This window comes from Mesorhizobium sp. M7A.F.Ca.US.005.03.1.1 (assembly GCF_003997975.1).
GTDB lineage: Bacteria > Pseudomonadota > Alphaproteobacteria > Rhizobiales > Rhizobiaceae > Mesorhizobium > Mesorhizobium ciceri.
Map to the genome: position 1 here is coordinate 13,652 of NZ_RZRO01000009.1, position 21,577 is coordinate 35,228.

The following is a 21,577-nucleotide window of genomic DNA, read 5'->3' on the forward strand; positions in this document are numbered from 1 at the left end:
TGTTGCCTCATTTCGGCAACAGGTAGCTGGACCACACGGCACGAAGAAGCCGGTCCCGGGATCATTTGAGAGGAAGTGCACGACATGACGAGCCTGAACAGCAACGCGTACCGCCTGTCGGTCATGGCCGCTGGCGTGGTCGGCTTTCTCGGCGCAGGGCTTCCCGCCGCTTCCGCACAGCAGCAGCAGCAGCAGATTCCGCAAGGCTGGTTCAAGGCCTGCACCAAGCAGGAAGACGTCGACATCTGCAACGTCCAGAACATCACCACTGCCGGCAATGGCCAGCTGGTCACCGGCGTCAGCCTGATCGAGCTCAAGGGCAAGGTGAACCGCAAGGTGTTCCAGGTGACGGTTCCGACCGGCCGTCTGGTGCCTCCCGGCATCGGCCTGCAGATCGACACCGGCAAGGCGCAGAAGCTCGACTATGTGATCTGCTTCCCGGATCGTTGCGTGGCCGAAGTGCCGCTGACCGATCAGCTCGTCGCGGCATTCAAGAAAGGCCAGGCGATCACGCTGACTTCCGTCAATTTCCAGAACCAGCCCAATCCGATCAAGATCGCCCTGCAGGGCTTCAGCGGCGCCTATGACGGCCCGGCGCTGCAGCAGTCGGACATCGAGGACAGGCAGAAGAAGCTTCAGGACTTCGTCGCCAAGAACAACCAGGATTTCGCCAAGAAGCTCAAGGAAGAGCAGGACAAGGCGAAGACCGCCAACTGATCGGCCGATATCGCCGAGCCAACAAAAAAGCGGGGTTCATGCCCCGCTTTTTTTGTGATTGTCTTCCAGCAGGCTAATGCGTGGACTGCCGTTTCGGCTGGTAGCCGCCGTCCGGCCTCTTGTCGAACATCTCTTTGATCTGCGGATGCCGGACCGGCTCACCCGACTGATCCTCAAGCAGATTCTGCTCGGAGACGTAGGCGATGTATTCGGTCTCCGAATTCTCGGCGAGCAGATGATAGAAAGGCTGATCCTTGCGCGGCCGCACGTCGGCGGGGATGGCTTCGTACCATTCGTCGGTGTTGGCGAATTGCGGATCGACATCGAAAATGATGCCCCTGAATGGAAACAGCCGGTGGCGAACCACCTGTCCGATTGCGAATTTGGCTGTTTTCATCGTACTCACCACTGAATTCCTTGAGCTTATTTGGCGCAGACCGCGCATCAATTCAATCCCGAGGCGCTTGACGCCCTATTAAGCAACGGGCTAGCCCGGCGCCAGGGTTTCGGACCAGCATAAAAATGTCTGACGTCATCGGTCTTGTTCTTCCGTTCTTCGGCTTGATTTTTGTCGGGTTTCTGGTGGCGCGCATCACCAGGCAGCCGCTGGACGCGCTCGGCTGGATGAACACGTTCATCGTCTATGTCGCGCTGCCGGCACTTTTCTTCCAGCTGCTTGCCAAGACGCCGTTTGAAGACCTGACGGAATGGCGCTTCATCTTCGGCTCGGTCGTCTCGACCTTCATGATATTTTCCTTGATGTTCATGGGGTCGGTCCTGACCTCGCGCGGCGAGATAGCGCAATCGACCATCAAGGCGCTCGCGGCCGCCTATGGCAATATCGGCTATATGGGACCGGGCCTGGCATTGCTGGCCTTCGGCGAGGAGGCGGCTGTGCCGGTCGCCTTGATCTTCTGTTTCGAGAACATCATGCATTTCGCCATCGCGCCCATGATGATGGCGCTGTCTGGCGACGAGAAGACCACTCCTCTCCGGCTTGCGCTCGGCGTCGTGCGCAAGATCGTGCTGCATCCGTTCATCATCGCAACCACCCTGGGTGTCGGCGCCGCCTATATCGGCTTTCGACCGCCCGTGCCGGTGGAGCGATTTCTAGAATATCTTTCCCGTGCGGCCGCACCTTGCGCGCTGTTTGCCATGGGCGTCACGCTGGCGCTCAGGCCGCTCAATCGCGTCCCGCATGAGATGGTTCCGATCGCCGCGCTGAAGCTGATCCTGCACCCGTTGCTCTGTTATGTCGTGCTGAGCTGGATCGGCAATTTCTCTGAGACATGGGTCTTCTCGGCGGTGCTTCTGGCCGCATTGCCGACCGCCACGAACGTCTTCGTCATCGCCCAGCAGTATGGCGTCTGGGTACAGCGAGCGTCGGCCAGTGTGCTGATCACTACCTGCCTGTCGGTCGTGACCGTTACCGGGCTGCTCTACCTGATCCGGCACAATATCCTAGCGCCGGACCTGTTTCCCTAACCCGCCGGCAAGCGCGGCAAAACCGCTGCCGGGACGAAGCCCCTCGCGCATGAAAAAAGCCCGAAGCGGCGCGAAGCCTCCGAGCACGCCGAGCCCGGCAACGCGGGCCATCTGCGCCGGCAGCATGTCGGAAAGCAGCGACATGTTGAGCAGGTTGACCGCGCTGCTGCGCGCCAGAATGTCGGGGCGGCGCTTGAAATCGTAGGCTGCAAGCGCCTTGGCTGCGCCCGGATCGGATAGATTTTCACAAGCGATTCCAATTAGATCGTCGACGTCTCTGATGCCGAGGTTGAGGCCTTGCGCACCGATCGGCGGAAACACATGGGCGGCTTCGCCGACCAGCGCCACCCGATCCCTTGCGAAACGCAGCGGCGTCACCGCCGATAGCGGGTAGATCTGCCGGCCCGGCTCGACAGCCACCCGGCCCAGCATCGACTGCATCTGCTGTTCGACCCGCTGAGAAAGTGTCGCATCGTCCAGCGCGGCGAGCTCGGTCGCGGTCTCGGGCTTGACCACCCAGACCAGGCTGGAGCGATTGCCGGGCAGCGGGACCTGCGTGAACGGACCGGTCTCGGTGTGGAATTCGGTCGAGGTGAAGGCGTGGTCGCCGCTATGGCCGAAATTGAGGACGAGAGCTGCCTGCGGATAGGAGCGGGCCGAAGTCGAGATGCCGGCTGCCTGGCGCGCCGGTGACAACCGCCCATCGGCGGCGACCGCCAGCGCTGCGTCGACCGTGCTGCCGTCGGCGAGGCCGGCACGGACGTGCTCGGCATCGAGATGCCAGTTCGCCACCATCGACCTCAGCCAGTCGATGCCGGGATGCGCAGCAACGGCGCCGGCGAGTGCCGGGGTGAGGACGCTGTTGGGAAGGTTCAGCCCGAATTCATCCTCGTCGATCTCGCTGGCACGGAAGGTGACGACCGGGCTGCGGATCAGCCGGCTGGTGGCGTCGACGATGCGCATCACTTTCAGAGGCGCCGCCTTGGATATGACGGCTTCGAGCACGCCGAGCCGGTCGAGCACTTTCAAGGCAGGGTTCATCAGGGCCGTCGTGCGACCATCGGGGGCGGTGGCCTCCGGCCCGACCAGTGTCACCGGGAAACCTTCGGCGGCAAAACCCAGTGCCGCGATCAGCCCTGCCGGCCCCGTGCCGGCAACCAGTATCCGCGCAGTTTGCTGATGCTCCAAGATCGGCTTCCGGCTTGCAATGCGAGGCGGTCCACCCGACCTGCCGTTCGATCAGCATATAGGTCAGATCATGCCGCTTGATCAACGCGGCGATTCGGCCCATTCGGATGTCATGACCGGCCAGCAGGACGACTTCAGCCATCTCGACCGCGCCGGCCGCGCCATGGCCGGCATCGCGCGCAATCCCCGGGTCACGGTAAACGTCGTTGTCGGCGCTTGCATCCTGCTTGCATGGCTGTCTCTTGCGGCGATGGCAATCCGCGGGGCTGAAACAGGGATTGCGGGCGTCGGCGCCCCTGGCGACACGATCCTTCGCAGCCTGCCGCAACTGCCGCTGCCCTATTTCCTGGAACGGTTCTTTGTGCTGTGCCTCTCACCGGTGCCTTTGGACGCAGGTCTCGGCTTGCAGGCCGGCGCGCTCGTTTCGATGTGGTTCCTGATGGCGATCGCGACGATGCTGCCTTCGGCGGCGCCGATGATACGCACCTATTGCGAGATCGCTGACACGGCACGCATCAAGGGCGAACCGGTCGTTCACCCGCTGCTGCTGGTCGCCGGCTATCTCAGCGTCTGGCTCGCCGCTTCAATTGCGTTCGCGGCGCTGACCTTGGCCGTCCATGCATTCGCTTCGTCAGCCGGGATGCTCGATCCGGTCGTCGGCATTGCCGGTGCGCTCGCTCTGCTGATTGCCGGCCTCTACCAGTTCAGCGGCTTGAAGGAAGCTTGCCTGAAGAAATGCAGGAACCCGTTCTCGATCCTTTTCGCGAGCTGGAGCGCAAGGCCCCTTAACATCTTTCGGCTCGGTGCCGCGCAAGGTCTGTGGTGTCTGGGCTGCTGCTGGGCCTTGATGCTGGTGATGTTCGCCGTTGGCGTCATGAACGTTTTCTGGATGGCGTTGATCGGCCTGTTCACCCTGATCGAAAAACAAACGGCCAGCAGGGTTCCAACCCGGCTGGCCGGTGCGATACTGCTTGTCTGGGCAGCCGCGCTGCTAGTAGTCTCGCTGTGAGTGGGGGAAAATCGATGGCAGACCAGAGCTGGGCGATGAAGGGAGAGCTCGTACTCTCCTGCAATTGCACGGTTTTTTGCCCTTGCGTGCTCTCGCTTGGCAATCATCCGCCGACCGAAGGCTATTGCCAGACATGGGCCGGGTTTCGCATCGATGCCGGCCATTTCGGTGAGGTCGATCTGTCCGGGCTCAATCTTGGGCTGATCATGGAAATCCCAGGCTATATGAGCCGCGGCAACTGGACCGCGGGCCTGTTCATCGACAGCCGCGCCTCTGTCTATGCGGTCAAGGCGCTGACAAAGATCTTCACGGGCAAGGCAGGTGGAACCACATCGCTGCTCTCAATCCTCGTCGGCAAATTCCTCGGTGTCGAGCAGGTGCCGATCACCTATGAGACGCGTGACAAAACGCGTATCTTCCAGATACCCAGGATTATCGACGGAGCGGTCACACCCATCCAAGGCAAGGACCGTGACAAGGATACGGTGATCAGCAATTCGGAATACTGGATCGCGCCCGAGATCATCGTGGCCAGGTCCGACAAGAGCAAGATGCGGGCTTTTGGCCGCAACTGGAATTTCGCCGGCCGTTCGGCCGAAATCTGCAAGCTGGATTGGCGGGGCCCGTGAGCAAGAACACAACGGCCAGGAATTTGGCAGCACGAAAAGCCGCCAAAAAGATCACGGACCGGATTCCGCGCCCGAAGAAGAAGGTCACCTGGCCGCAGGCGAGGGCGTTCTCCGTCCACCTTTTGACCGCCTCGGGGTCGTTCCTGGCCTTCCTGTCGCTCGTGGCGGCAAGTGAAGAGCGCTGGACCGCAATGTTCTGGTGGCTCGGGCTGGCCCTGTTCGTCGACGGCATCGATGGGCCGATCGCCAGAAAACTCGAGGTCAAGGAGATCCTGCCGACATGGTCGGGCGAACTGCTCGACAACATCATCGACTACGTGACCTACGTGCTGATCCCGGCCTTCGCGCTCTATCAGCGCGGCTTCATGGGCGAGGGCCTGTCATTCCTGTCGGCGGCGATCATCGTCGTTTCCAGCGCCATCTACTATGCCGACACCGGCATGAAGACGAAGGAGAATTTCTTCAAGGGATTCCCGGTGGTCTGGAACATGGTGGTGTTCACCCTGTTCGTCATCGAGCCCGGACAATGGGTTTCGTTCGCGGTGGTGGTGGTGGCCGGCGTCCTGACTTTCGTGCCGATCAACTTCATCCACCCGGTGCGGGTGGTGCGGCTGCGGCGCATCAACCTTGGGATGACCCTGTTGTGGTGCGCTTTCGGCGCGCTTGCCCTGGCCCAAGCGGCGCTCGCCGCCTTCTACGATCAGATCGGCGTGCTGGGCGAGCAGGTCAGCACCTTCACCAAGATCGGCATCACCATCACCGGGCTTTATCTTGCCTGCATCGGTGGCATCATGCAGTTCTTTCCCAATCTCGGTGGCAAAAAGGCCTGATCGGCCACTCCCACAGGGAGCCTGGCCCCACAAGCCTAGCCCACAGGAAGCCTAGCAATGTCCAAAGCGATCCGCATTCATGCCAATGGCGGCCCGGAAGTTCTGACCTATGAGGACACTGATCCCGGCCAGCCGGGATCCGGGCAGATCCTGGTCCGGCACACCGCGATCGGCCTCAATTTCATCGATGTCTACCATCGCTCCGGTCTCTATCCGCCACCCGGCGGCTTCCCGCTCGTGCCAGGCAGCGAAGCCGCCGGCGTGGTGCTGGAGGTCGGCCATGGCGTCGACTGGCTGAATCCGGGCGATCGCATCGCCTATGCCGTGACGACGGGGGCTTACGCGCAAGAACGCGTCATCGATGCCAGCCGCGTGGTCAAGGTTCCGGATGGCATCAGCGACGAACAGGCCGCAGCGATGATGCTGAAGGGCATGACCGCGGAATATCTGCTGCGGCGGACGTTCAAGGTGAAGGCCGGCGACACGATCCTGTTCCATGCCGCTGCAGGCGGCGTCGGCCTGATCCTCGGCCAATGGGCAAAACATCTCGGCGCCACCGTCATCGGCACCGCCAGCTCGTCCGACAAGATCGAGCTCGCCAGGGCGCATGGTTTCGATCACGTCATCAACTACAAGGAACAAGATTTCGTCGCCGGCGTCGCCGCCATCACCGGCGGCAAAAAATGCGATGTCGTCTACGATTCGGTCGGCAACGACACGTTTCCGGCTTCGCTCGACTGCCTGCGGCCGCTCGGCATGTTCGTCAGCTTTGGCCAGTCCTCGGGACCTATACCGCCGTTCAGCATGTCGTTGCTGGCACAGAAGGGCTCGTTGTTCGCAACAAGGCCGACACTGTTCGTCTACAACGCAAAACGCGAGGACCTCGACGCTTCTGCTGCCGCCCTGTTCGAGGTCGTGCTCAGCGGCGCGGTCGAGATCCAGATCAACCAGCGCTACGCGCTGAAGGACGCCGGCAAGGCGCATTCCGACCTCGAGGGCCGCAGGACCACAGGGACGACCATTCTCATCCCTTAGTTCGTTCTGCCTTGCTATCCCTTGAATTTCCGCTGAAATTCTTGAAGCTCTTTCAAGACGTGTGCCGCTTTCCGATGAGAGCCGGCCGCGCCTACCATGCCTGCGGGAACACAGAACATGTCTGGCTAACCAGATGGGAGGCACTGTGAGTGCAAATCAGGACGGCACGAACCTGCTTGAGGTGCGTGGCCTCACCAAGATATTCGGCACGCTGACGGCGTGCGATCATATCGATCTCGACATCGCCAGGGGTGAGATCCACGCCTTGCTCGGCGAAAACGGCGCCGGCAAGTCGACGCTGGTCAAGATGCTGTTCGGCTCGCTGGAGCCCAATGCCGGCGAGATCTTCTGGAACGGTCAGGCCGTCAGGATTTCCAGCCCGGGCGTCGCGAAAAAGCTCGGCATCGGCATGGTGTTCCAGCATTTTTCGCTGTTCGAGGCGCTGACCGCGGCCGAAAACATCGCGCTGTCGCTGGATGACGGCTCACCGATCAGCAGCATCGCTGCGAAGGCGAGGGCGCTTTCCTTCAGTTATGGCCTGCCGCTCGACCCTGAATCGCTGGTCGGCGACCTGTCGGTGGGCGAGCGCCAGCGCATCGAAATCATCCGCTGCCTGCTGCAGACGCCGCAGCTCATCATCCTGGACGAACCGACCTCGGTGTTGACGCCGCAGGAAGCCGACAAGCTGTTCGAGACGCTGGAGCGCCTGCGCTCGGAAGGCAAATCCATCCTCTACATCTCGCACCGGCTCGAAGAGGTCAAACGCATCTGCGACCGCGCCACCGTGCTGCGCCACGGCAAGGTGGTCGGCCATTGCAATCCGCGTGAGGAAACAGCCTCTTCGCTGGCGCGAATGATGGTCGGCAACGAGGTGCAGGCCGTGGTGCGCGCGCCGGTCGAGGGCATCGACAAGGCGCAGCCGCTGCTCGAAATCCGCAATCTCAGCCGCCAACCGGCAACGCCGTTCTCGATCCCGCTCAGGGGCATCAACCTGAACGTCCGCGCCGGGGAGGTGATCGGCATCGCCGGCGTCGCCGGCAATGGTCAGGGCGAGTTCTTCGAATCCGTTTCAGGCGAAGTGCTGCAGCAGGATGCCGCCTCGGTGCGCATTCGCGGCAAGGATTCGGGAAGCCTCACCATCACCGGACGGCGCCTGCTGGGCGCTGCTTTCGTGCCGGAGGAGCGCCTCGGCCACGGTGCCGCACCGCGCATGAAGCTTTCCGAAAACCTGCTGCTGTCGCGCCATGCCACCGACGGCAAGGCGTTCGTCGGTTCCGGCGGAATGGTCAAGAGCGCCGCCATCCAGGCCGCGTCCCAACGCATCATCGAGGCGATGGACGTGCGCAAGAGCGCGCCGGATCCGGAGGCCGCGGCTCTTTCGGGCGGCAATCTGCAGAAATTCATCGTCGGCCGCGAACTCGACCGCCGGCCAAGCGTCATGGTGGTGAACCAGCCGACCTGGGGCGTCGATGCGGGCGCTGCCGCCCACATCCGCCAGGCCTTGATCGAGTTGTCGCGCAGCGGATCGGCGGTGCTGGTGATCAGCCAGGATCTCGACGAGCTGTTCGAGATCTCGGATGCGATCGCCGTCATGCACAATGGCGAGTTGTCGAAGCCGATACCGATCGCCGAGGCGACCTTCGAGAAGGTCGGCTTGCTGATGGGTGGCGCCGAACCCGGTCACGCCGAACACACGTTGGAGACGGCATGATGCGCCTCGAACTCGTCAAACGCCCGCAGCGTTCCATGCTGTTTTCGGCCCTGTCGCCGTTCATCGCCTTCGCGCTGACCATCATTGCCGGGGCCGTCATGTTCGCGCTGCTCGGCGTCAATCCGCTGACTGCGTTCAACATCTATTTCATCGAGCCGATCAGCCAAGTCTGGCAGTTGCATGAGCTGGCGATCAAGGCCGCGCCGCTCATCCTGATCGCCGTCGGCCTGTCGGTTTGCTACAAGGCCAACATCTGGAACATCGGCGCCGAAGGCCAGTTCATCCTCGGCGGCATCGTTGGCTCGATGCTTCCAGTACTGTTTCCGCAGTTCGAAGGCCCGCTGGTGCTGCCGTTGATGCTGTTGCTCGGCATGGTCGGAGGTGCGGCCTATGCGGCGATCCCGGCTCTGCTCAAGACGCGCTTCGGCACCAACGAGATCCTGACCAGCCTGATGCTGGTCTATGTCGCGCAACTCTTCCTCGACTGGCTGGTGCGCGGACCGTGGCGCGATCCGCAGGGCCATGGCTTCCCGCAGACCATCCAGTTCAACGATTCGGCCGTGTTGCCGGAACTGATGCCGGATGCCGGACGGGCAAACTGGGGTTTTGTCTTCGCGCTGGTCGCCGCGGTGCTGGTCTGGATCCTGATGAGCCGCATGCTGAAAGGTTTCGAGGTGCGCGTGCTGGGCTCGAGCCCGCGGGCAGGACGCTTCGCCGGCTTCGGCCTCAACCGGATGGTGTTCTTTGCCTTCCTGCTGTCGGGCGCGCTGGCGGGACTTGCCGGTATCTCGGAGGTCTCGGGCGCCATCGGTCAGCTGCAGCCCGTCATTTCGCCGGGCTACGGCTTCACCGCCATCATCGTGGCGTTCCTCGGCCGTCTCAACCCGCTTGGCATCGTTGCCGCCGGACTGGTGCTGGCACTGACCTATCTCGGCGGCGAAGCAGTGCAGAGCGCGCTCGGCATCTCCGACAAGGTGGCGCGGGTGTTCCAGGGCATGCTTTTGTTCTTCGTGCTCGGCTGCGACACGCTCATCCATTACCGCATACGCCTGGTCGGCCTGGCGCTGACCAAACCGGAAGGCGTGGCCAAACTCGAAGCCGCACCGAAGCTGAAGGAAGCCCGTTGATGGACATCACCGTAAACATCCTTCTGACCATCGCCACCGCGGCAACGCCGCTGCTGATCGCGGCAATCGGTGAGCTGGTGGTCGAGCGCTCCGGCGTACTCAATCTCGGCGTCGAAGGCATGATGATCATGGGCGCCGTCGGCGGCTTCGGCGCAACCTATCTCACCGGATCGCCCTGGATCGGCCTTTTGGCGGCCATTGCCATGGGCGCGGTGTTCTCGCTGCTGTTTGCCGTCATGACGCTGTCGCTGGCCACCAATCAGGTGGCGACCGGCCTGTCGCTGACGCTGCTCGGCCTTGGCCTGTCCGGCATGATGGGCACCAGCTTCGTCGGCCAGCCCGGCGAAAGGCTGCCCAACCTCGACATTCCCGGCCTGACGGAAATCCCTGTGGTCGGCAGGCTGCTGTTTGGCCAGGATCCGATCTTCTACATTTCGATCGCGCTGACCGCCGCCGTCATGTGGTTCCTGTTCAAGACCCGCACCGGGCTGACGCTGCGTTCGATCGGCGACAGCCACACCTCGGCGCATGCGCTTGGCATCAAGGTCATCCGCTACCGATACCTCGCGGTCATCTTCGGCGGCGCCTGTGCCGGTCTCGCCGGCGGCCATCTCTCGCTGGTCTACACGCCGCAATGGGTGGAGAACATGAGCGCCGGCCGCGGCTGGATCGCGCTGGCGCTGGTGGTGTTCGCCTCCTGGCGGCCATGGCGGGTGCTGGCCGGCGCCTACATCTTCGGCGCGGTGTGGATCGGCCAGCTTCATGCACAGGCTTTTGGCATTCCAGTGCCCTCACAGTTCCTTTCTTCGCTGCCCTATCTGGCAACCGTCGTGGTTCTCGTTCTAATCTCGCGCAACAAGCGTCTGACGATGATGAACACGCCGGCTTCCTTGGGGCAGCCATTCGTTCCGGATCGTTGACAACAAAAACAAACGGGAAGCTCCAAGGCTAACTCAGAGAGGTAACACGATGAAAAAACTGCTTATTGCCCTGATGACCACGACCGCCGCCATGTCGCTGGCAGCGACGGCCGAGGCCGCGGACAAGCTGAAGGCCTGCTGGGTCTACACCGGCCCGATCGGCGATTTTGGCTATTCCTACCAGCACGACCAGGGCCGTCTCGAAGTGGAGAAGGCGCTCGGCGACAAGGTCGAAACCGCCTATCTTGAAAACGTCTCGGAAGGCCCCGACGCCGACCGCGCTTTCGAGCGCCTGGCACGCGAAGGCTGCAAGATCATTTTCGGCACCTCCTTCGGCTTCATGGACCCGGAAGTGAAGGTCGCCAAGAAATTCCCGAAGGTGATGTTCGAGCACGCCACCGGCTACAAGACATCTGACAATCTCGGCATCTACAATGCGCGTTTCTATGAAGGCCGTTATGTGCTCGGCCAGATCGCCGCCAAGGAATCGAAGGCAGGCGTTGCCGGCTACATCGTTTCCTTCCCGATCCCGGAAGTGGTGATGGGCATCAACTCCTTCATGCTCGGCGCGCAGTCGATCAACCCGAACTTCAAGGCCAAGATCGTCTGGGTGAATTCCTGGTTCGATCCGGGCAAGGAAGCCGACGCCGCCAAGGCGCTGTTCGACCAGGGTGCCGACATTATCGTCCAGCACACCGATTCGACCGCTGCCCTGCAGGTGGCCGAGGAGCGCAAGCTGCACGGCTTCGGCCAGTCCTCCGACATGATCAAGTTCGCGCCGAACGCGCAGCTGACCTCGCTTACCGACGAATGGGGTCCCTATTACATCAGCCGGGTCCAGGCAGCCCTCGACGGCACCTGGAAGCCGGACAATGTCTGGCTTGGCATCAAGGACGGCGCGGTCAAGCTCGCCCCCTACACCAACATGCCCGACGACGTGAAGGCGATGGCGGAGGCCACCGAGAAGAAGATCGCCGGCGGCTGGAACCCCTTCACCGGGCCGATCGCCAAGCAAGACGGCACGCCGTGGCTGAAGGATGGCGAAGTCGCCGATGACGGCACGCTGCTCGGCATGAATTTTTATGTGAAGGGTGTCGACGACAAGCTGCCGCAGTAAGCAGCGCAAGAGATCGAAATGAGGAGGGCGCCGCGAGGCGCCCTTTTTCATTCGGCGGGCTGCGCTCCGGCTGAGACGCGACGAAACCGTGCCAGGCCAGCATCGACCGCGCGGCCGAGCCAAATCCTCAGCAACCGCTGTGCGGGTCGTTCGCAGGCGCGCCAGATTGCCCACGAAACGAAAAGCATAAGTGCGCCGCAGCCAAAGGCGGCAAACCATTTGCCGATAAGGGGCGTTGCCGCATTGATGACGAGATAGCCGATGTCCTGGTGCAGCAAATAGAGCGGATAGGTCAGCCCGCCCAGCGCCAGGGTGAGCCCCGACGCCCTGATACGGCCGCGCAGCAGCACCGCACCGATCAAGGCCGCGTGCATGACGACGTTGGCGATGACCAGATTGGCCGACGAAACGGCAATGCCGTAGTGGCCAAGCATCCAGTGCTGCGTCACCGACAGCGTGCCGCAGGAGATCAGGAACGCGGCGGCAAGCAGCAGCATTGCAGGCAGTGAACGGCCATGCGCATGCAGGTGGTGGACCAGCACGCCGGCGGCGAAGAACGGTCCAAACTCGGTGATGAACAGCAGCCTGGCGGCACCGCTGCCGATGAAGAACTCGTTCAAGGCCGAGATCGCCAGCCAGATCAAGATCAGCTCCAGCTTGCGTTTCTGAAACAGCCCGGTGAGCAGCGCCAGCGTCACCCAGCCGTAGAACACCAGTTCAAGAACGATCGACCAGTAGACGCCGTCCATGAAGGGCTGGCCGAACGCCGGCGCGAACATCGACAGATTGGCGGCATACTGAACGAAAGAGGCCGAAAGCAGCGGCGACCCGGCAAGGAAGACAATCGCGAAGGTGATCGTCATGCAGAGCAGGAAGCCCGGATAGAGGCGAACGAACCGCGCGACCGCAAACTGGTCCCAACTGCGGTTTTCCGCCGACCAGGCAATGACGAAACCGCTGATCAGGAAGAACAGATTGACGCCGAGATAGCCGTAGAGGGCGAACGGTGCCGCAAGCGGATAACCCTCAGCCAGAATGCCCTCGGCAGCCGCGCCGCGAAAGAAATAGTGGAAGAACACGACAGCCATCGCCGCGACCAGCCTGAGCAGGTCCAGCGTCGCAATGTAATTTTGTTCCGCAGGTCTGGTGTTCATCCGCATTTCCCGCATCTACGGTCGGCAAACCATAGAGCGGATCGCGGCTGAGCGGGTTAAGAGGCCTAGATTATCGCCAGATGTAGTAAATTTACGCGGAACGAGGCGTCAGACCGCCGAACCATGGAGGTCATAGGCGTCGGCACGGTCGATCTTGACGGTGACGATATCGCCTTGGCGCAGCGGACGACGCGACTGGATGTGCACCGAGCCATCGATCTCGGGCGCGTCGTATTTGGTGCGGCCCTGTGCCGATGTGCCATGCGCCTCGTCGATCAGCACCGGGAGGCGCTTGCCGACTTTTCTGGCCAGCTGTGTCGCCGAAATCTTCTGCTGACGCTGCATGAAGCGGTGCCAGCGCGCCTCCTTGATTTCCTGCGGGACCTGTTCGAGACCGAGATCGTTGGAGCGGGCGCCGCGGACCGGCTCGTATTTGAAGCAGCCGGCGCGGTCGATCTTGGCTTCATCGAGCCAGTCGAGCAGCATCTCGAAATCGTCATCCGTCTCGCCGGGGAAGCCGACGATGAAGGTCGAGCGGATGGCCAGATCCGGACAGACCTCGCGCCAGCCGCGAATGCGCTCGAGCGTCTTTTCGCCATGCGCGGGCCGGCGCATGTTCTTCAACACCTGCGGCGAGGCATGCTGGAACGGGATATCCAGGTAAGGGAGGATCTTGCCCTCCGCCATCAGCGGGATGACGTCGGCGACATGCGGGTAGGGGTAGACATAGTGCATGCGCACCCAGATGCCGAGCTTGCCCAGTTCCTCCGAAAGATCGAGGAATTTTGCGCGCACTTCACGGTCGCCGAACATCGACGTCTGGTACTTGATGTCGATGCCGTAGGCGCTGGTGTCCTGCGAGATGACCAGAAGTTCCTTGACGCCAGCCTTGGCCAGTTTCTCAGCCTCACGCAGCACATCTGCCGCCGGCCGCGAGACGAGGTCACCACGCAGTGCGGGAATGATGCAGAAGGTGCAGCGGTTGTTGCAGCCTTCGGAAATCTTGAGATAGGCGTAGTGGCGCGGCGTCAGCTTGACACCCTGCGGCGGCAGGAGATCGATATAGGGATCGTGCGAAGGCGGTGCGGCCTCATGCACCGCGGCCATCACGCTCTCATAGGCCTGCGGCCCGGTGATCGCCAGCACATTCGGGTGCTTTTCGCGAATGACGTCCGGCTCGGCGCCCAGGCAACCGGTGACGATCACTCGGCCGTTTTCCGAAAGCGCGGAGCCGATGGCGTTGAGCGACTCGTCTCGGGCGGAATCGAGAAAACCGCAGGTGTTGACGACGACGAGGTCGGCGCCGTCATGCTTGCGTGCGATTTCGTAACCTTCGGCGCGCAGGCGCGTGATGATGCGCTCCGAATCCACGAGGGCCTTCGGGCATCCAAGACTGACAAAACTCACGCGGGGAGCGGACATAGAGGGTTTCCGGGCTTTTCAGGATTGCCGGCGCAGTACCACACTTATTGCGGCATTGGTATGGGCAGGCCCGCGATGCGGCAAAACGCACGGCGGTCTTGCTTCGACGGAGTGAAGACGCGGATGTCCGCCAGCTTCAGCCGACCACGTTGTTCACATGTGGCCAGACCTCCACGGCGCCACGATAGACCATGTCCAGCGCGACATAGAGTATGATCAGCAGGCCGACATAGGCGATCCAGCGGTGGCGATGCAGCAGCTTGGCAATGAAGGTCGCAGCCAGCCCCATGAGCGCGATCGACAGCACAAGGCCGATGACCAGCACCGGAAAATGATCACGCGCCGCTCCAGCCACCGCCAGCACGTTGTCGAGCGACATCGACACATCGGCGACGACAATCTGCAAGGCAGCCTGGCCAAGGGTCTTGCGCTTCGACTTGCCGGCGACTGCCTGGTCACTGTTGAGGTCCGAATTCGACAGCGCCTCGGTCGCTTCCAGCTCATCGGCATGTGACGTGCGCAGCTCGCGGTACATTTTCCAGCAGACCCACAGCAGCAGGATGCCGCCGGCCAGCAGCAGGCCGACGATCGCCAGCAGCTTGACGGTAATTGCGGCAAAACCGATGCGCAGCACCGTTGCCGCAATCACGCCGATGAGGATCGCCTTCTTGCGTTGGTCAGCCGGCAGGCCGGCAGCGGCAAGGCCGATGACGATCGCATTGTCGCCGGCCAGCACGAGGTCGATGGCGATGACCTGGAGCAGGGCGGTCAGGCTGGCAGCGCTGAAAAAAATGTCCATCGACCGGAAGCCCTTGCTGATTTTGCCGAGTGTTCGTCGATTACCCAGAGGCCCTAACTTGGTGGTCCCTTGGCGTCAAGGGATCACGCGTGGCGCCATCACCGAAGCATCGTTACGTCAAGCCAGATCCAATGTTCGCGGCACTCGCCGACAGCCAGGCAAAACCATGGCCGATCGCAAATCAATCGTAGAGATTATACTTTGCCCAGTCGGCTTCCGGAATCTCGTCGCCGATCCGGTAGCGGAGTTGCAAGACTTCCATATGGTCCGGCCCGGTCTGGCACTTGAATTTCAGCCTATACCACTGCCCCTTGCTGCGAAACGCAGCACCCGGGCTCTTGATTGCATCGGCGCCCATCTCGGGCGTGGCAAAGGCGTAGGCGACGACGCGATCGGCTTTGAACTTGCGATCGTCATGGGTGATGCGGTCGAGCACTTCGGCGTCGCAACGCTGTTCAAGGCGAGTTTGGGGATCGAGTTTCATCAGTCCGGCGCGCAATGCATTGTCCATTGCGCTGGCTGGAAAACTCAGTGTCACTGACGCCAAGGCGGTCATGCAGAGCTTCTTCATGGGCGGGACAAGCAACATATTTTGTCGGAGAAATCAACCGAGCGGACCGCCTCGGACGCTGCGGGAATCTTCAATCATATGGCTGCTGCGTTCAAAATTGCGTGTCGGGATTCGTCGTGCGATGCCTGCGGCCAACGGACCAAAGAGGCACGGCCGGCATCGGTAAGATCGTACAGGCCACGGTCGACGCGCGCGAACCAGCCATAGACATTGTGCTGCAGGATCTTGGGCGCGATCGGCGTCACCGCCTTCAGATCTCGCGGCCGCCTGGGACCATCCACCATGGCGGCAGCGCAGGCGAGGGCGCTTTGGCGATAGGCGGTCATGATCGGATTGCGCGATCCTCCTCCGGCAACGGGATCGCCGCGACGGCGCTGGTGCTCGTCGACCAGGCGGGAGCGCCGGCGGGCATTCTTGCGCGGCGCCAGCGCGATCGGGCTGAGAAGCACCTCGACCCGGTCCGTCGCGGTCACGCCAAGCAAGCCGAAGCCAAGCCGGCGGCAGAGATTGCGGAACCTGGCATCGCTTTCGCGTCCCTTGCCGCGAGCCGACATGCGCGCGGCCAGCCACACCTCGTCGCAGGCCGCCGCACGATCGACACCTTGCAGCACCAGTTCGAGATTGAACTGCAGCTTCAACTCGCAGATGACGACAACCGGCGGCTCCCCCTCGCGCAACGCAACAACATCGCAGCCGTCGATCTCGCCTTTGACGACAAAGTCGAGGCTTTCGAGGAACCGCTTCACCGGCGCATAGAGTGAGGTCTCGTTCATGGCGCAAGGTTTAGCCGATTCGAGACGAAAAGCCTTCCGGTGGTTCGGCGTTCTGCGGCTCGAAAGGGGACCGGTGTGGATACCGCAACGCCGGGCCAGCCGTCAGGCTTCGGCGTTCGGCACCGCCCGGTTCGGCAGCTTCCTGCGGCGCAGGAGCGGATAGCCGATCTGGCCGAAATAGGTGGAAGGGATCGGATCGTCGACGCCGTACTTGTCCGGCACCTTGTCGCCGGTGGGATTGTAGGTGCCGAACAGCACGTCGAGGAAAGGCAACTGCCCGGCGAAGTTCTTGTCATAGGCTTCGCGCTGGTTGGCATGGTGCCAGCGATGGAACTGCGGGCTGGCGATCAGCCACTTCAAGGGGCCGAACGGAATCCGCACGTTTGAATGCACAAGCAGCGTATGTCCAAGGTAGAGAGTCGAAAAGACGGCGATCGACGCTTCCGAGAAGCCGAGGAAAAAGATCGGCGTCAGCGATATTGCCTTTGTGACGATGGCGTCGACGGGATGATTGTGGAAGGCCCCGAGCCAGTCGAGTTCTTCAATGCCGTGGTGAACGGCATGGAACTTCCAAAGCGCCGGGATTTTGTGAAAGGCCCGATGTGTCCAGTAGACGCCGACATCGGTGATCACGATGATTTCGGCAACCTGCAGCCAGACGGGCTGGCCGCTGACGGCATGCGTTATCGCTTGCGGGACCAGGAGTGCAGCGGCACCGAGCGCGCCTGCCGCCATCATGACGATGGCCAGCTTTATGATGAAGCCGTTGAACAGCAGATAAATCAGATCGACAGCGAAGCCCTTGCGAAAGATCTTCTGCGGCCGCTCGGCGAACAGATGTTCGAACGGAATGAAGATCAGGGCGCAGATCAGAAGTGCCTTGATGCCAAAGATATCCATCGATTCGCCTCAGCGCGCAGTCCGCGCCTCTGAGAGGAACCACATCTCCCTTTCCAAAGGCTAAAGGCTCTGCCTTTTGCGCGAGTGGCGGCGGCAAACGCGGATTGTGAATGGAACGCGGGCGGACGAGGAGACGCGAATGCGGGCTCGTCCTGCGGCGCGTGGCCCATCCCCAACTAGAACCTGACCGCGAGATTGGCTTTCACGCTCTGGTCTGCGGCGCGACTGCCGAATTGTCCCCCATAGGTGAGGCCGAGCGTGGCATTGTGTGCGATGGCGATGTCGAACCCGACATCGAGTATCAGCCCGTCCTTGGCGATCGGCACGCCCGCGACGGTGAATGGTGCGCCGCCGGCGAATGCGAAGCGCGACAGCGGTACGGTCTCGCCAAAGGCATGCCGCCAGCCGAGCGTGCCGCGAACCGTCGCCGCCATCTCGCCGACGGTGAACTCGCCTGAGGCATGTAGGCCGAGCGTGGTGAAGGTCGCATCGGTGATTGCCGAAGCGCTTGTCAGCGTCGCCGCGCCGCCTGTCTCGGTGAAGCCGTCAGTCCGGAGGTTCACATAGGCGAGATTGGCGAAGGGCTCAAAGCCTAAATTTCCAGCATGGATACCATAGCCCAGTTCGCCGAACACCTGCGCCGTTCCGGCGCGATAATCTGCCTTGAGGCTGTCATTGAAACCGGGGAAAGTGACGGAGCGGCTCGTCGCGATGTCGTGCCAAGTATAGGATGTACCGGTGCGCAAGCCGAGCGTGCCGCCCCCAACATCCCAAGTGGTGCCGCCATAGAGGCCGAGATGATAGTTGTCGCTCGAGCCCGACGAGGCGCGGTCTTTCACATCGAGGTTGGTGCGGCTGTATCCCGCCATGATACCCAATCGCCAGGTGTCGAAAATGGCGGCGTCACCGCCAGCCAGGAAACCGCCAGTCGAGCGGTCAACGCGGGCAGCATTGCCGTCGCTGCCAGTATGGCCCCATGAACCAAAGCCCTGACTCCAGAGGGCGAAGCGATCGGTGTCCAACGCCACTGCAGCGGTCGTATTGGGATCGAGCGAGACATAGGCGCCCGCAGCACCGCCATAGGTCTGATCGGCGTAGGCCATGACCGGAGCGGCCGATGCACCGACGATACCGAAAGCGGCCCGGATGCGGTTCGTCGCCGCGTCGCGCAGAAGACGGCTATCTTCGATGAGGGAAGTCTGCGCCGAGGGATACACCTCGCCCGAGAGCTGGTCGAAGGCATCACGTGCCTGCACGTCGGTCGCGAGGTTGAGGATGACGTTGTACAGGGATCCGGATGTCGGCAGGCTCTCGAGCCCCCCAGCGGTTGCGATCTGATTGCGGGTCAAGGCTGCGTCGGTGAAGTTGCGGTATTTCAGGATGTCGAGATAGGCGTTGTTGGTGTCATAGGTATCGGCAAGCCTGAGGAAGGCGGTGTTGACAACTCCAGTCAAGGCAGCGAACTGCCCGGTCAGCCCGGCATCGGCGGTCAACACCGTATAGCGGGTGCCCGGCACCGCAATGCCGCCCGCGGCGTTCACGGTCAGCGTCGCGCCAGTGATCGTCGCGGTGCCGGAGGTGCTGAACCTGTCGGCCTGGCCGGCCGTGTTGATATCGATCGCCATGATGCTGCCAGTCGCGAAAGCGGTATTGCCGCCGGTTTGCCGGATCACATCGCCGGCGCCAGCGTCGGCCATTGTCAAGGTGCCTTGATTGGTGAACTGAAACAGATTGGTCCATTGCGTCGTCTCCGCGACGCCGGCGGAGTTTCCACCGACGGCGGTCCCGTCGTTGACCAGCCTGCTGGCGCCACCGCCGAAATCACTGGTTCCACCGGCGCCGTTCCAGTTCCCGTCGTTGGCGAACAGTGTCGCGCCGCCGGCAAACTGCGCTGTACCGACGATCGAACCGGCGTTTGTGAGCGCCATCGTCGCGGCATTGGTCTCGATCGCCGCATCGCTGGACAGTCCGGAAAGACTACGGATCGCGCCCGACGAGGCGACGTTGATGGCGCCCGTCCCACCAGTCAAAGTCAGGCCACGCGTCGCGCCCGTCACCGTGCCGGCGACTTGCACATCCACTACGCCGTTGCCCGTCGCGACGATGCCCTCGGCCGACGTTCCGGTCACCGCGCCATTGGCGATCACCGTGATCGCGCCCGTGCCAAGATTGGTTGCCTGGATACCTGTCGTACCCGAGACATTGCCATTCGTCGTCACATTGATCGTGCCAGCGCCGACCACATTATCCTGGAGCACGAAGATCGCCGTAGCCGCAGTTGCGTTCACAGCACCCGTTATCACCGCGACATTGCCGGCCGAGCTTTCAGCGTCGATACCTCGACCAGTCGTCGCGGTGATCGGACCAACCGCCTTCACGGTCACCGAACCTGTACCGACAGTCCCTGCGACAATCCCGCTGCTCGCGTCGATCGCGCCGTTCGCCGTGACATCGACGTTGCCGTTTCCCGAGGAAAGGCCAGCGAAGATACCGGCGCCGCCCGCCTTCACGTCGCCGTTCGCCACGATCGTCACATTGGCCGTCGCCGACAGCGTCTCAACGTCGATGCCGATCCTGCCGGCAGCCAGCGCCGTCACCGCGCCCGTCGTGACGCCGATGTTGCCGCCCGTCGCAGTGTCGCGCACCACGATGCCGCCGCCACTCGTCGAGCTGCTGGCGCCGGATATATCGACCGTGACCGTGCCCGGGCCATAGTTCTGAATATTCACCGCATCGTCGCTGCCGCCGACGAAGCCGCCCGCGCCCGTCACCGAGAGATTGCCTGTGCCGCTGGCGCCACCGATCAAGGTCAGGCCGGAACGCGCGCCCATCACCGTGCCGGCGACCTGCACGTCCACCGCGCCACCACCGTTCGCGACGATGCCGTCAAAGGATGTGCCGGTCACCGCACCATTGGCGATCACGCTGATCATGCCCGTGCCGGAGTTACCTGCGAGGATGCCTGCAGTGCCCGAGACATTGCCGTTGGTCGTCACATCGATTGTGCCTGTGCCTGTGCCGGTCCCTATTGCATAGACCGCCTGACCGCCCGTCGAGGTCACCGCAGCCGTTGTTATCGAGACATCGCCCCGGCCCTGAGCGAAGACGCCAAGGCCCGACGCCATTGTCGCGGTGACCGGTCCCATCGCCTTCACCGTCGTCGAGCCGTTGCCCAAGTTCTGCGCGATAATGCCGTTGCCTGCGTCGATGGCGCCGTTCGCCGTGATATCGATGTTGCCAGTTCCTGTGGAGGAAACTCGACCCAAGATACCGGTATTGCCCGCCTTCACATCGCCGTTCGCCACGATCGTGAGATTGCCTGCCGTCGAAGACGACTGGACGTCGATACCGAACATGCCAGCAGCCAGCGCCGTCACCGCGCCCGTGGTGACATCGATGGAGCCACTCGCCGCCGTGTTACGCACCACAATGCCTGAGCCGGCAGCCGCCGTGATATCGCCGGTGGCATCGACATCGATCGAGCCCAGGCCATTCTGCTTTATTGCGAAGGCATCGCCACTGCCGTTATTGGTGATCGCGCCGCTGCCTGTGTACGTGATCAGGTTGGAGGCGGCATCGATATTGAGTGCCGCGGTCCCGCCGGCTGTTGGCGTGTTGCCCGCATCGACACTGATCGTGCCGTTGTTGACGACCATGACGGCGCCATTGCCGGTATTCTCGATCGCGAGGCCAAATCCGCTGACCGTCGCCCCGGCATCGATCGCGAGGTGGGCCGTAAACGGTGAAGAAAATGAATAGCCCCGGTCGTTGGGAGGAGCAGCCGGATTGACGGCATTGACCGTGGAGGTGGTGCCGCACTGCACATCAGTTCCCAGAGTGACCGTACATGCCGCCTGCGCCTGCGGGGAAAAGAAAACAGCCGAGCCGGCGAAACCGGCCATGCCGATTGCGAAACGCAGTGCCGAGCGACTGGCCTGCGAGAGGAGTTGCGCGCGCAAGGAAACGAGTGGGTAGGCTTTGTCTGCCGAAAAACCGTAGAGTCTCATGATAGGCCCGCCCCATCGTCCAATAAATGCAATCTGCCGTCATCAGAACAGCCCAAGCAAAGCAATGCTTCGAGCAAATCAGTGCTTCAGATTCGCAATAACGGATGATGGGTGGGCGATATATATATCAAATGCCATAGACCGGCCAAAGAGTGGCGCACTGTCGCTGGCTCGCCACAGTCG

Annotated in this window: 19 protein-coding genes; 10 read left to right on the forward strand and 9 right to left on the reverse strand. The window is 62.3% G+C overall.

All coding sequences use genetic code 11. The features are described 5' to 3' along the window. The first annotated feature begins 84 nt into the window (after positions 1 to 84). A complete protein-coding gene (locus EN990_RS06375) occupies positions 85 to 717 on the forward strand; it encodes an invasion associated locus B family protein (protein WP_127368243.1) in 633 nt (210 codons plus the stop codon). Positions 718 to 790: 73 nt separating this feature from the next. Here the strand turns inward: EN990_RS06375 and hspQ are convergent, their stop codons facing one another. After that, positions 791 to 1,114 (reverse strand): heat shock protein HspQ, encoded by a 324-nt coding sequence (gene hspQ, locus EN990_RS06380; RefSeq protein ID WP_027161605.1) that lies wholly within the window; start codon positions 1,112 to 1,114, stop codon positions 791 to 793. Between the two features lie 125 nt (positions 1,115 to 1,239). Here hspQ and EN990_RS06385 point away from each other — a divergent pair, with 125 nt between their 5' ends. After that, on the forward strand, positions 1,240 to 2,202 hold the full coding sequence (locus EN990_RS06385) for an AEC family transporter (RefSeq protein WP_127368242.1): 963 nt from the start codon (positions 1,240 to 1,242) through the stop codon (positions 2,200 to 2,202). Here the strand turns inward: EN990_RS06385 and EN990_RS06390 are convergent. Then, the gene (locus EN990_RS06390; RefSeq protein ID WP_127368241.1) at positions 2,179 to 3,390 is read right to left on the reverse strand and encodes a UbiH/UbiF family hydroxylase; all 1,212 of its coding nucleotides are present in this window, start codon (positions 3,388 to 3,390) and stop codon (positions 2,179 to 2,181) included. The genes EN990_RS06385 and EN990_RS06390 overlap by 24 nt on opposite strands. A gap of 70 nt (positions 3,391 to 3,460) precedes the next feature. Here EN990_RS06390 and EN990_RS06395 point away from each other — a divergent pair, with 70 nt between their 5' ends. From EN990_RS06395 to EN990_RS06430, 8 genes are all read left to right on the forward strand, one after another. Then, positions 3,461 to 4,399 carry a DUF2182 domain-containing protein gene (locus EN990_RS06395; protein ID WP_127368240.1) on the forward strand — a complete coding sequence of 313 codons (939 nt, stop codon included), beginning with the start codon at positions 3,461 to 3,463 and terminating at the stop codon, positions 4,397 to 4,399. 14 nt (positions 4,400 to 4,413) lie between these two features. Further along, positions 4,414 to 5,028, forward strand: coding sequence for a DUF1326 domain-containing protein (locus tag EN990_RS06400; protein WP_013531653.1), 615 nt, complete (start codon positions 4,414 to 4,416; stop codon positions 5,026 to 5,028). 23 nt (positions 5,029 to 5,051) lie between these two features. Further along, on the forward strand, positions 5,052 to 5,858 hold the full coding sequence (gene pcsA / locus EN990_RS06405) for a phosphatidylcholine synthase (RefSeq protein WP_164753758.1): 807 nt from the start codon (positions 5,052 to 5,054) through the stop codon (positions 5,856 to 5,858). 57 nt (positions 5,859 to 5,915) lie between these two features. Continuing rightward, positions 5,916 to 6,893, forward strand: a complete 978-nt coding sequence (locus EN990_RS06410) for a quinone oxidoreductase (protein WP_127368238.1) — start codon at positions 5,916 to 5,918, stop codon at positions 6,891 to 6,893. Positions 6,894 to 7,026: 133 nt separating this feature from the next. Further along, on the forward strand, positions 7,027 to 8,604 hold the full coding sequence (locus tag EN990_RS06415) for an ABC transporter ATP-binding protein (protein WP_164753752.1): 1,578 nt from the start codon (positions 7,027 to 7,029) through the stop codon (positions 8,602 to 8,604). Further along, positions 8,601 to 9,731, forward strand: a complete 1,131-nt coding sequence (locus EN990_RS06420) for an ABC transporter permease (RefSeq protein WP_027161611.1) — start codon at positions 8,601 to 8,603, stop codon at positions 9,729 to 9,731. Before EN990_RS06415 ends, EN990_RS06420 begins: the two co-directional genes overlap by 4 nt. Beyond that, on the forward strand, positions 9,731 to 10,651 hold the full coding sequence (locus tag EN990_RS06425; RefSeq protein WP_024503273.1) for an ABC transporter permease: 921 nt from the start codon (positions 9,731 to 9,733) through the stop codon (positions 10,649 to 10,651). The genes EN990_RS06420 and EN990_RS06425 overlap by 1 nt, the downstream gene beginning before the upstream one ends. A gap of 49 nt (positions 10,652 to 10,700) precedes the next feature. Beyond that, positions 10,701 to 11,768, forward strand: a complete 1,068-nt coding sequence (locus EN990_RS06430) for a BMP family ABC transporter substrate-binding protein (protein WP_013531647.1) — start codon at positions 10,701 to 10,703, stop codon at positions 11,766 to 11,768. Positions 11,769 to 11,815: 47 nt separating this feature from the next. Here EN990_RS06430 and EN990_RS06435 read toward each other — a convergent pair whose 3' ends face one another. From EN990_RS06435 to EN990_RS06465, 7 genes are all read right to left on the reverse strand, one after another. Then, positions 11,816 to 12,922, reverse strand: a complete 1,107-nt coding sequence (locus EN990_RS06435; protein ID WP_063168007.1) for an acyltransferase — start codon at positions 12,920 to 12,922, stop codon at positions 11,816 to 11,818. Positions 12,923 to 13,030: 108 nt separating this feature from the next. Beyond that, on the reverse strand, positions 13,031 to 14,344 hold the full coding sequence (rimO, locus tag EN990_RS06440; RefSeq protein WP_127385136.1) for a 30S ribosomal protein S12 methylthiotransferase RimO: 1,314 nt from the start codon (positions 14,342 to 14,344) through the stop codon (positions 13,031 to 13,033). Between the two features lie 136 nt (positions 14,345 to 14,480). Beyond that, positions 14,481 to 15,143: a TerC family protein gene (locus EN990_RS06445; protein WP_013531644.1), complete on the reverse strand. Its 663-nt coding sequence runs from the start codon at positions 15,141 to 15,143 to the stop codon at positions 14,481 to 14,483. A gap of 181 nt (positions 15,144 to 15,324) precedes the next feature. Next, complete coding sequence (locus EN990_RS06450) at positions 15,325 to 15,732, reverse strand: DUF930 domain-containing protein (protein WP_032808257.1); 408 nt, start codon at positions 15,730 to 15,732, stop codon at positions 15,325 to 15,327. 56 nt (positions 15,733 to 15,788) lie between these two features. Then, positions 15,789 to 16,487 carry a DUF2161 domain-containing phosphodiesterase gene (locus EN990_RS06455; protein WP_024503270.1) on the reverse strand — a complete coding sequence of 233 codons (699 nt, stop codon included), beginning with the start codon at positions 16,485 to 16,487 and terminating at the stop codon, positions 15,789 to 15,791. A 102-nt stretch (positions 16,488 to 16,589) separates the two neighbouring features. Then, positions 16,590 to 17,387 carry a sterol desaturase family protein gene (locus EN990_RS06460; protein ID WP_063168009.1) on the reverse strand — a complete coding sequence of 266 codons (798 nt, stop codon included), beginning with the start codon at positions 17,385 to 17,387 and terminating at the stop codon, positions 16,590 to 16,592. Between the two features lie 176 nt (positions 17,388 to 17,563). After that, positions 17,564 to 21,394, reverse strand: a complete 3,831-nt coding sequence (locus EN990_RS06465; protein ID WP_127385137.1) for an autotransporter domain-containing protein — start codon at positions 21,392 to 21,394, stop codon at positions 17,564 to 17,566. Between the last annotated feature and the right edge of the window lie 183 nt (positions 21,395 to 21,577).